At 69.2% G+C, this 11,189-nt stretch carries 8 protein-coding genes; 4 read left to right on the forward strand and 4 right to left on the reverse strand.

What is annotated here, in order from left to right:
* The 3 genes from ligA to RMO30_RS06020 form a co-directional block, all read right to left on the reverse strand.
* Positions 1 to 1,357 (reverse strand): NAD-dependent DNA ligase LigA (ligA, locus tag RMO30_RS06010; protein ID WP_309710774.1); only part of this gene is annotated, 1,357 nt, incomplete at its 3' end.
* 195 nt (positions 1,358 to 1,552) lie between these two features.
* A complete protein-coding gene (mnmA, locus tag RMO30_RS06015) occupies positions 1,553 to 2,674 on the reverse strand; it encodes a tRNA 2-thiouridine(34) synthase MnmA (RefSeq protein ID WP_309710776.1) in 1,122 nt (373 codons plus the stop codon).
* Positions 2,675 to 2,782: 108 nt separating this feature from the next.
* Complete coding sequence (locus tag RMO30_RS06020; protein WP_309710778.1) at positions 2,783 to 3,958, reverse strand: cysteine desulfurase family protein; 1,176 nt, start codon at positions 3,956 to 3,958, stop codon at positions 2,783 to 2,785.
* Between the two features lie 33 nt (positions 3,959 to 3,991).
* Between RMO30_RS06020 and glgX the strand changes: the two genes are divergently transcribed.
* From glgX to ybaK, 3 genes are read left to right on the forward strand one after another with little or no spacing between them, the layout of a single operon-like run.
* The gene (gene glgX / locus RMO30_RS06025; RefSeq protein ID WP_309710780.1) at positions 3,992 to 6,040 is read left to right on the forward strand and encodes a glycogen debranching protein GlgX; all 2,049 of its coding nucleotides are present in this window, start codon (positions 3,992 to 3,994) and stop codon (positions 6,038 to 6,040) included.
* A gap of 31 nt (positions 6,041 to 6,071) precedes the next feature.
* Positions 6,072 to 6,665 (forward strand): DUF2510 domain-containing protein, encoded by a 594-nt coding sequence (locus RMO30_RS06030; RefSeq protein WP_309710783.1) that lies wholly within the window; start codon positions 6,072 to 6,074, stop codon positions 6,663 to 6,665.
* Complete coding sequence (gene ybaK, locus RMO30_RS06035) at positions 6,662 to 7,129, forward strand: Cys-tRNA(Pro) deacylase (protein WP_309710789.1); 468 nt, start codon at positions 6,662 to 6,664, stop codon at positions 7,127 to 7,129. The genes RMO30_RS06030 and ybaK overlap by 4 nt, the downstream gene beginning before the upstream one ends.
* A gap of 76 nt (positions 7,130 to 7,205) precedes the next feature.
* On the opposite strand, the gene glgP is transcribed toward ybaK, so the two are convergent.
* A complete protein-coding gene (gene glgP / locus RMO30_RS06040; protein ID WP_309710785.1) occupies positions 7,206 to 9,752 on the reverse strand; it encodes an alpha-glucan family phosphorylase in 2,547 nt (848 codons plus the stop codon).
* Between the two features lie 346 nt (positions 9,753 to 10,098).
* Between glgP and RMO30_RS06045 the strand changes: the two genes are divergently transcribed.
* Positions 10,099 to 11,189: maltotransferase domain-containing protein (locus tag RMO30_RS06045; protein ID WP_309710788.1), on the forward strand; the 1,091-nt coding region annotated here is incomplete at its 3' end.

Raw genomic sequence — 11,189 nt, forward strand, 5'->3', positions numbered from 1 at the left:
CGCCCTCCTTCGCCGGCTTGAGCGGCGTGCCGCACACCGGACAGTCGGCGGGCATGACGAACTCGCGCTCGCTGCCGTCGCGCAGCTCGACGACGGGGCCGAGCACCTCGGGGATGACGTCGCCCGCCTTGCGCAACACGACGGTGTCGCCGATGAGCACACCTTTGAGCTTCACGACATCCTGATTGTGGAGCGTCGCCTGGCGCACTTCGGAGCCGGAAACCCGCACCTTCTCCATGACCGCGAACGGTGTCGCACGGCCAGTGCGCCCGATCGAGACGACGATGTCGAGCAGCTTGGTGTTCACCTGCTCGGGCGGGTACTTGTAGGCGATCGCCCAGCGCGGCGCCCGGCTGGTCGCACCCAACTCGTCGTGCAGCGCGAGTTCGTCGACCTTGACGACGACGCCGTCGATCTCGTGCTCGACCGAGTGGCGTTTCTCACCGTACTTCTCGATGTACGCGGCGGCCGCCTCGGCGCCCCGCCCATCAACGCCGGGCGCCACCTCGAAGCGGGTGGAGGTCGGCAGCCCCCACGATTTCAGCAGCGCATAGACCTCCGACTGCGAGTCGACCGGCGGGTTCTGCCACGCCCCGATGCCGTGCACGAGCATCGACAGGTGCCCGATGCGCGAGCGCATCCGGGCGAGGGCATCACCCGACTTGCCTTCCGCTTTCTGGCGCAGCGACCCGGATGCCGCGTTGCGCGGGTTCGCGAAGATGCGGTCGCCGGCCTCGACCTGCGCGGCGTTGAGGGTCTCGAACGCCGCCGTGGTGAAGAACACCTCGCCACGCACCTCGACGAGCGGGGGCGGGGAATCGGTGTCGAGTTTTCGTGGGATCGACGCGATGAGTCGCACGTTCTCGGTGACGTCTTCACCGACGGCCCCGCTGCCTCGAGTCGCAGCCGAGACGAGCACGCCGTTTTCGTACCGGAGGTTGAGGGCGAGCCCGTCGATCTTGAGTTCGCACAGGTAGTCGACGCGGCGACCGGCGTCGCGCTCGACCTTCGCGGCCCAGGCGAGAAACTCGTCGCGCGAAAAGACGTTGTCGAGCGACAGCATCGCTTCCGCGTGCCGCACCTCGTCGAAGAGGGTCGAGCGGGTGCCCCCGACGGTCTGCGTGGGACTGTCTTGGCCCTGCAGTTCGGGATGCAGCCGTTCCAGCTCTTCGAGGCGGTGCATCATCGCGTCGTACTCGGCGTCGTCGACGAGCACCGTGTCGCGCTCGTAGTATGCCTCGCGCAGCTCGAGGATGCGCGCCGTCAGGTCGTCGGCTTCCCGTTTCGCGGCGGCCAGATCTGCGCTCGTGGTGTCCGGAAGCTGCTCGGGGGCTGGCGACTGCGATCCGCGAGGCATGACGTCAGCTTACGAACGACCTACGACCCTCGAGGAAGCCGACTCAGCCCGCGTTCCACGCCTCCACGAATGCGTCGTAGGGTGCGCGGTCGGTGTAGTCGTCGCCGATCGTCGCCACCCCGTTCTCGATGACCACGTAGCCATTGAGGTACTCGACGATGAATGGCCGGGTGGTCCAAAGCTAGCCAGCGGGCGTCACACCTGGGCCGGAACGGCCGAAACGGTGCGGTCGATCGTGAACTGCCCCAACACCCGGGTGCCGACGTAGAGCACCGCACTCTGCCCCGGTGAGACCCCGAGCAGCGGTGCGGCGAGGGTCACGACGAGCTCCCCGCCATCCACTCGTGCCGTCGCTGGAACGGGGTCGCCGTGCGCGCGTACCTGCACCTCGCAGTCGAACGGGGTCGCAGGGTCGGCGGGCGGGTTGCCGGCCCAACTGATGCGGGTGCCCGCCAGTTCGGCGAGGGCGAGAGCCTCCCGGGGGCCGACCACCACCTCGTTGGTCTTCGGTCGCACCTCGAGCACGAAGCGCGGCTTGCCGTCGTCGGCGGGGAATCCGATGTCGAGACCCTTGCGCTGCCCCACGGTGAACCCCACCGCGCCGGGGTGGGTGCCGATGCGCTCGCCGGTGCGATCGAGGATCGCGCCCTCCGCCATCCCACTGTGGCCTTCGGGGACGTGCTCGGCCAGCCAGCCGCGGGTGTCGCCGTCGGGAATGAAGCAAATGTCATGCGAGTCGGGCTTCGCGGCGACCGTCAGCCCGCGGGCGGCCGCTTCGGCACGCACCTCGTCCTTCGACGGGGTCGCCCCCAGCGGGAACATCGCGTGCGCCAACTGGTCGGCGGTGAGCACCCCGAGCACGTAGGACTGATCCTTCGCCCAGGTCGCCGCCCGGTGCAGTTCGCGCGACCCGTCGGGCCCGATGCGGATGTCGGCGTAATGCCCCGTCGCGACCGCGTCGAAGCCGAGGGCGAGGGCCTTCTCCATCAGCGCCGCGAACTTGATCTTCTCGTTGCAGCGTAGGCACGGGTTGGGGGTGCGGCCGGCGGCGTACTCCGCGATGAAGTCTTCGACGACATCCTCGGCGAACCGCTCGCTGAAGTCCCACACGTAGAACGGGATGCTCAAGCGATTCGCGGCGCGGCGGGCATCCATCGCGTCTTCGATCGTGCAACAGCCCCGTGAGCCGGTGCGCAGCGTGCCGCGTTGGCGGGAGAGCGCGAGATGCACGCCCACGACGTCGTGCCCCGCGTCGACGGCGCGCGCCGCCGCAACGGCGCTGTCGACGCCGCCGCTCATCGCCGCGAGAACTCTCACCCGTACAGGCTAGTTGGGGTTGCCCGTGGCGGCTGTGACCCTGGCTATTTGCCCGAGATGGTCTACTTTCGAGTGCGAAAGGCGACCATCTCGGGCAAATAGCCGTCATCAGGGACGAGAAGCGGATGCCGTGCGGGCTTGGGCGAACACGTCGGGCATGAGAGCGAGCAGGGTGTCGATCGCGTCGGGCGTCGTGTCGGAGCCGAGGGTGAAGCGCAGGGCACCCCGTGCCACGTCGTCGGGCACGCCCATCGCGGCGAGCACGTGCGACACCTCGGCGACCCCCGCCTGGCACGCGGAGCCCGTCGAGACCGAGAAGCCTTCGCGGTCGAGCAGGTACAGCAGCGCATCGCCGTCACAGCCGGAGAACGTCACGTGCACGTTGCCCGGCAACCGACCCGCTGGGTCGGGGTCGCCCCGCAATTCGACGCCGGGCAGCGCGAGCAGCCCCGCGATGAGCCGGTCGCGCAGCGCGGCGAGCGCCGAGACGTCGTGCGAGATCGACGCCGCCACCCCGAACGCGGCAGCCCCGGCGGCATCCTGGGTGCCCGAGCGGGCGCGCTGCTGGTTGCCGCCGTGGATGAGGGGTTCGACGGTCGCCGTGCGGGCGACGACGAGCGCGCCGATGCCGACCGGTCCGCCGATCTTGTGGGCCGAGACCGACACCAGGTCGGCGCCGACGGCGTGCACGTCGATCGGCACCGCACCGTAGGCGGCGATCGCGTCGAGGTGCACGGGCACCCCGGCCGCATGGGAGAGCGCCGTGATCTCGGTGACCGGCTGCAGCGTGCCGACCTCGTTGTTCGCCCACAGGGCCGTCACGAGGGCGATGTCGTCGGGATCGTGGGAAAGCGCCTGCTCGAGCGAGTCGAGTGAGAGACGGCCAACGGCATCCATGTCGATCCAGTCGACGAGAGCACCTTCGTGGCGCACCAGCCAGTCGACGGCGTCGAGGGTCGCGTGGTGCTCGGCACGGGTGGTGAGGATGCGGGGTCTCGATACACCCGCTTCGCGGGCACTCGACCCACGGTTGCGCGCCCAGAACGTGCCCTTGATGGCGAGGTTCACGGCCTCGGTTCCGCCGCCGGTGAACACGACCTCGACGGGGTCGACTCGGAGCGAGGCCGCCACCCGTTCCCGTCCGGTTTCGAGCAGGTCGCGCGCCGCCTGACCGTGAGCATGGATCGACGACGGGTTGCCGACCAGACCGAGCGCCTCGACGTACGCCTCACGTACGGCCGCCGCCATCGGCGTCGTCGCCGCGTGGTCGAGGTAGACGGACATAGCCCCACCCTAGGAACACCTACGCTGGTTCGCATGCCCGCCGCCGATCCGCTCCGCGATCTCGGTGTGCGCGGCGCCCAGGACGGTGGCGAGATCCGGGTCTGGAGCGAGAACGCGACCGGGATCGACCTGTGCATCTTCGACGGCAAAGACCCGTCGTACGCCGACACCACTGTGCCTCTGAACCGCGACGCCAACGGCGTGTGGAGCGCCGTGAGCCAAGACCTCACGCCCGGCACGTACTACGCGTTGCGCGCCCGCGGTCCGAAGGGTGCGACGCACGCGTTCGATCCGAAGAAGAACCTCCTCGACCCGTACGCGCGCGGCCTCGCTCGCACGAGCAGCGGCGAGTGGCGCGGGTACGTGCAAGACGACGCGTTCGACTGGGGTGGGGCCGTGAAGCCCGACGTTCCGCTCGACCACGCAGTCGTCTACGAAGCCCACGTGAAGGGGTTCACGAAGCTGCATCCCGGCATCCCCGAGGAGCTGCGCGGCACCTACGCCGGCCTCGCCCACCCCGCCGCTATCGAGTACCTGAAAGACCTCGGCGTCACGACGCTCGAACTGTTGCCGGTGCACCAGAGCGTCAGCGAGCAGCGCCTGCAGAAGATGGGCCTCATCAACTACTGGGGCTACAACACCCTCAACTTCTTCACGCCGCACGCGGCGTACGCAACCCGCGAGGCGCAGACCGGCGGCACCGGTGCCGTGCTGCGCGAGTTCAAGCAGATGGTGCGAGGGCTGCACGAGGCCGGCCTCGAAGTGGTGCTGGATGTCGTCTACAACCACACCGCCGAGGAGGGCCGGGCCGGGCCGGTGTTCTCGTTCCGCGGACTCGACAACGCGTCGTACTACCGACAGGACGCGGCCGGCCAGTACATCGACACGACAGGATGCGGCAACACCGTCGACTTCTCGCGTGCGGTCGCACAGCGGCTCGTGCTCGACTCGTTGCGGTACTGGGCGAACGAGTGCCACGTCGACGGCTTCCGGTTCGACCTCGCAGCCACCCTCGGCCGCGGCGTCGGCGCAGAGTTCGATCCCCAGCATCCGCTGCTACTCGCCATTCTCGACGATCCCTCCCTCGCCGGGGTGAAGATGATCGCTGAACCGTGGGATGTCGGCATGGGCGGCTGGCAGGTCGGCAACTTTCCGGCCGGGTACTCCGAGTGGAACGACGGCTACCGCGACCGGATGCGCAACTTCTGGCTGCGCGACGTCGCGTCGGCGCGTGCCGCGGGAGGGCTGCCGAGCGAAGGGATCGGGTCGCTCGCCCGCCGACTCGCGGGATCGAACCACGTGTTCGCCCTTGAGCGCGGCCCGCTCGCGAGCGTCAACTTCATCACCGCGCACGACGGATTCACCGCGTGGGACCTGGTGTCGTATGACCAGAAGCACAACATCGGCAACGGCGAGGACAACCGCGACGGGTCGAACGACAACAAGTCGTGGGGCCACGGCGTCGAGGGTCCGACGACCGACGAGACGATCCTCGCGACCCGGCGGCGCGGCATCCGCAACCTGCTCGGCACACTGTTGCTCTCCGCCGGCATCCCGATGCTCACCGCGGGCGACGAGTTCGGCCGCAGCCAGCGCGGCAACAACAACGCCTACTGTCACGACTCGGAGCTGACTTGGCTGTCGTGGGAGCGCGACGAGTGGCAGCAGGAGCTGCTCGACGTCACGCGGCACCTGATGGAACTGCGTCGCGAGAACCCGGCGCTTCGCCCCGTGCGGTTCGGACGCTTCGGGGAGACGACCCCGAGCGCGACGCAGATGGACTGGTACAACAAGCAGGGCCTGTCGATGTCGCTCGAAGATTGGGACTCTCCCTCGGAGCGCACGCTGCAGTACCTGGCGGCCTCGACCCCCGAGTTCGAAGACTTCAACCGCATCCTGCTCGTCGTCCACGGGCTGGAGACCAACGTGACAGTTACCCTGCCCGCACACGAAGGCGTGACCGCGTACACGCTGTTGTGGGACTCCTCGCACGATGACATCAGCGACCGCGTTCCCGAGCACGTGCCGGGTGAGGTGCTGCCCGTCGGGCCGACCTCGATCCTGCTCTTTCGCGCGCACTAGCGGCGCACTAGCGCCCACTAGATTCATACTCATGTCTGACGTCGCACCGCCTCAGGCCGGCTGGTACGCCGACCCCGAAAACCCCGCCGGCGAGCGCTGGTGGAATGGGTCCGGGTGGTCGGACCAGAAGCGCGCCTCCACGGTCGGCGGTGCCACAGTCGGCGGTGCCACGTTCAGCGGTGCCTCGGTCGCTGCGACGCCCGTCGCCGACTCCGCCGGGTTCAGCTTCGGAACGCCGACCGCCGACGCTCGGCCCGATCCATACGCACCGCCGACGTACGCCACCCAGCCGGCCTACGCTCCGGCGTCGCCCTACGTCGCAGCCCCGTACGGGGCACCCGCCTACGGCTCGCGCTCGAACGGCCTCGCGATCGCCGGGCTCATCGTGTCGGCGGGCGGATGGATCATCTTCGGCGTGATCGCATCGATCGCAGGCATCATCCTCTCGGCGTTCGGGCTCGCCCGCGCCAAACGAGCCGAAGCTGCAGGCAACCCGAACAGCGGCCGCGGCATCGCGATGGCCGGTCTCATCATCGGGATCGTTGTCACGGTTCTCGGCACCCTCGTCTTCGTGATCTACCTCGCGTTCATGCTCTCCGCCTTCCCCGCAGGAACCACCTTCTGAGCACGCCGGCGGTCGTCGCGCTGAAGGCTGCGGGCATCCCGTTCACCGAGCGCTCCTACGCGCACGACCCGGCCGTCACCGACTTCGGGCGGGAGGCGGCGGACGCACTCGCCGTCGAACCCGACCGGGTGTTCAAGACGCTGCTGGCGGATGTCGACGGCCGCATCGTCGTCGGCATCGTTCCGGTGACCGGCAAACTCGACCTCAAGGCACTCGCCGCGGCGGTGGGAGGCAAGAAGGCGGCGATGGCTGACCCGTCACTCGCCGAACGTCGCACGGGCTACATCGTCGGAGGGATCTCGCCGATCGGCCAGAAGACGGCGCATCCGACGGTGCTCGACGAGACGGCCGAACTGTGGGACACGGTGTTCGTCAGCGGCGGGCGGCGCGGTCTTGACCTCGAGCTCGCCCCCGCCGACCTCATCCGGGCCACCGCCGCCGTCGTCGCGGACATTTCGCGCTAACCCCCACAGGTGCCCGTCCCCGTGAGACATCCCATTTGGGATATCTCACGCGCGTGAAGGCACCATTTGGGACAACTCACGCCGTGGCGAGCAACCCCAACTCGGCGGGGGTGGCGAGGAGGGGGTGATTGGGCACGACCCGCACGGTGTAGCCGAATGACCCCGAGCGGTCGAGGGTGACGGTGCCCTGGAAGGTCGCCGGCGAGCCGAGATCGTGTGCTTCGAGGTCGAGCCGCAACCGCCGGATGCCGGCGAGCTCATCGCCGTCGCGGGCGTGGCCGTGCACCAACTCGACTTTGACGTCGTCGGGAGCGAGGTCGCCCAGCTCCACGTACGCCCGCACGTGCAATTGCTCGCCGAGCTGCGGAGTCGCATCCACCCCCCCGGATTCGACGTGGGCGACGTGCACGCTCGGCCAGGCCGCCTGCACCCGGGCCGTCCAGGCGGCGAGGTCGCGGGCCGGCTGGAACGACGACGCCGTGATCGCGCGTTCGGCGGCCGCAGCCGGCAGGTAGAGGTTCTCGACGTACTGCCGCACCATGCGGTCGGCGGACAGTTCCGGCGACAGTGTCGCGAGGGTGTGGCGCATGTCGGCGACCCACTTCACCGGGATGCCGTCCTCCCCTCGCTCGTAGAACCGCGGGGCGATCTGGTGTTCGAGCAGGTCGTAGAGCGAGGCTGCTTCGAGGGCGTCACGCTCGGCCCCGTCCCCCGCCGAGTCCGCCGACGGGATGGCCCAGCCGTTGCTGTCGTCGTAGTACTCGTTCCACCAGCCGTCGAGGATCGACAGGTTGAGCGCGCCGTTGAGTGCTGCCTTCATCCCCGACGTGCCGCACGCTTCGAGGGGACGCAGGGGGTTGTTCAACCAGATGTCGCAGCCCGGATAAAGCCGCTTCGCCATGCCGATGTCGTAGTTCGGCAGGAACACGATGCGCTGCCGAACGTCGGCGCCTTGGGTGAATTCGACGAGGCGTTGGATGAGCCGTTTGCCTTCGTCGTCGGCGGGGTGCGATTTGCCGGCGATGACGAGCTGGATGGGCCGCTCCGGGTGGGTCAACAGCGCGCGCAGCCGCTCGGGATCGTGCAGCATCAGGGTCAGGCGCTTGTAGGTCGGCACCCGCCGGGCGAAGCCGATCGTGAGCACGTCGGGGTCGAGCAGATCGCGGAACCAGGTGGGGTCGGCGATCCCCGGGTTCTCATCGGCCCAGGCTGCCGACATCCGACTGCGGGCGTCGGTGACGAGGTGACCGCGCATCCGCCGCTTCAGCGCCCACAGGTCGGCGTCGGTCACCGCAGACGACGTCCAGTCGGCGGTCGTGGTGTCTGAAGTAGCCAGTTTCGCGGCGGCGAGCGCCGTCACTTCGGCGTCGGTCCAGGTGGGGGCGTGCACACCGTTGGTGACGGAACCGATGGGCACGTCGTCGGCGTCGAAGCCGGGCCACAGCGCGTTGAACATCGAGCGACTGACTTCGCCGTGCAGTTTCGAGACGCCGTTCGCCCGCTGGGCGAGGCGCAGCCCCATGACGGCCATGTTGAACGTCTTCTCGGCGACCTCGGGCTCGACCCCGAGCGCGAGCACGTCGGCCACGTCGACCCCCGGCAGCAGGTCGGTGGAGAAGTAGCGTTCGACGAGGGGCGCCTCGAACCTGTCGATGCCCGCTGGCACCGGGGTGTGCGTGGTGAACACGGTTCCGGCCCGCACGACGCGAATGGCCTGGTCGAAGGTCAGCCCTTCTCCGATGAGGTCGGCCGCGCGTTCGAGCCCGAGGAACCCGGCGTGCCCTTCGTTGCTGTGGAACACGTCGGGTTCGTCGCGGCCTTCGAGCGCCGCGAAGGCTTTCACGGCACGCGTGCCACCGATGCCGAGGAGCAGCTCTTGCAGCAACCGGTGCTCGCCGCCACCGCCGTAGAGCCGGTCGGTGACGCCGCGAAGCTCTTCGGCGTTCTCGGGGATGTCGGTGTCGAGCAGCAGCAGCGGCACACGGCCGACATCCAGCCGCCAGATGCGTGCGGTGAGCGCGCGACCTTCGGGCAGCGCGAGCACGACGCACACCGCGGAGCCATCGGGGTCACGCAGTACCCGCATCGGCAGCCCGTCGGGGTCGACGACCGGATAGCTCTCCTCCTGCCAACCTTCGCGGGAGATCGACTGGCGAAAGTAGCCGGCGCGATAGAACAGGCCGACGCCGATGATCGGCACCCCGAGGTCGGAGGCGCTCTTCAGGTGGTCGCCGGCGAGGATGCCGAGACCCCCCGAATACTGCGGCAGGGCGGCCGCGATGCCGAACTCGGGCGAGAAGTAGGCGATCGAGCGGGGAACCTCGGCGCCGAGCGACTGGTACCAGCGCGGCTCGGCCAGGTAGGCGCGCAGGTCGTCGCGCAGAGCGTTCGCGCGGTCGACGAAGCCGGTGTCGGCCGCGAGTTCGGCGAGCCGGGCCGGCGTCACCTCGCCGAGCAGCCCGACGGGATCGGCGTCGAGCTCCCACAGCACCGGATCGACGTCCCGAAACAGGTCGATCGTCGGCTGATGCCACGACCAGCGAAGGTTCGCCGCCAGTTCGTCGAGCGCGCCCAGCTCGGCGGGCAGTACGGGACGGACGGTGAACCGGCGGATGGCTTTCACAGTGTGCGAGCCTACGGCGCGGAGTTACCGCCAGGTTACGCGACGGGCAGCACGCGACGACCGCGGGACGAGTGTCCCCCGACTCCCGTCCCGCGGTCGCTCCCGCCATGACACCGGCGCATAACCTACTCGCGCCGAGGCGTCACCGGGGAACTCCGGTTGCCCGGGCTCCCAGGGAAACCCAGTGCGACCCCCGTCGCACCTGGGTGGTTCGGGTGACCCCCACTCCAGCTTACGAGCGAGACCACCCGCACGTCACCCAGCAACGTCACAATTCGCTCTACCCCGCCGAACCGCACGGGGTAACATCCTCGGCGCAGCGCTAGCGACGCAGTACGGTCGTGTCATGGCCGTCCCTGCTGACCGCTCCGTCCGCGTGCCGGGCCAGCTTGGTCGCATCCCGATCCGCGACTTGCGCCCGCGACAGAACGAGAACCTGTGGGCGGCAAACGCCTACGTCGGCGAAGTGGTGCCGTTCGAAGCGACGGTCTTCCGCGAAGGCCACGACGTGCTGTTCGTCGAGCTGGAACTGACCGACCCGTCGGGCGCCGTCACGCGTCATCCGATGCGCGAGATCGCGAAGGGCACCGACCGGCAGCGCGCCGAGGTGCGCGTCGACACGACGGGCGGATGGCGGTGGCGGGTGCGGGCGGCACGCGACGACTGGGCCACCTGGCTGCACACCGCAGAGATCAAGGTCGCCGCCGACCAGGATGTCGACCTCGTTTTCGCGGCGGGCGTCCAGGTGCTCGAGCGCGGGTCGGGCAAAGTGCTCACCGACGCCGCTCGCGCGCTAGCCGACCCGGGCCTCTCGGCGGTAGCGCGCCTCAAGGTCGCGCACGACCCCCGGCTCGCGAAGGCAATCGCCGCGCATCTTCTCCTGTCGCTCGTGACCGAGTCGCAGGAACTGACCCTGCGGGTTGAACGGGCGCGCGCGGCCGTCGGCTCCTGGTATGAGTTCTTCCCACGATCGGAAGGCGCCAAGAAGGCGAAGGATGGCTCGTGGACCTCGGGCACGTTCCGCACCGCCGCGAAGCGCCTGCCCGGGGTGGCGGCGATGGGTTTCGACGTTCTGTACTTGCCCCCGATTCACCCGATCGGTGTCGCGTTCCGCAAGGGGCCGAACAATTCCCCCGAGGCCGGGCCACACGATCCGGGCAGCCCGTGGGCGATCGGCGGACCCCTTCCAGACGGAACGATGGGTGGTCACGACGCCATCCACCCCGACCTCGGCACTCTCGCCGACTTCCGCTGGTTCGTCGCCGAGGCCGCCACGCACGGGCTCGAGATCGCCCTCGACCTGGCCCTGCAGTGCTCGCCCGACACTTTTTGGCGAAGGCCACCGGGTCATCGCCCAAATCCATCTGCAGCGATTCGGGGTCGATGCCGAGGAAGTTGTCGTCGTCGCCGCCGAAGGCCAGCTGCGGCTCGGCGCTG

The sequence above is a fragment of the Pseudolysinimonas sp. genome, assembly GCF_031389465.1.
Lineage (GTDB): Bacteria > Actinomycetota > Actinomycetes > Actinomycetales > Microbacteriaceae > Pseudolysinimonas_A.

Coding starts and splice junctions, on each gene's coding strand:
- RMO30_RS06020 (WP_309710778.1), bottom strand. CDS start 3,958: ATGTCCGTCTACCTCGACCACGCGGCGACGACGCCGATGGCGGCGGCC.
- glgX (WP_309710780.1), top strand. CDS start 3,992: ATGCCCGCCGCCGATCCGCTCCGCGATCTCGGTGTGCGCGGCGCCCAG.
- RMO30_RS06030 (WP_309710783.1), top strand. CDS start 6,072: ATGTCTGACGTCGCACCGCCTCAGGCCGGCTGGTACGCCGACCCCGAA.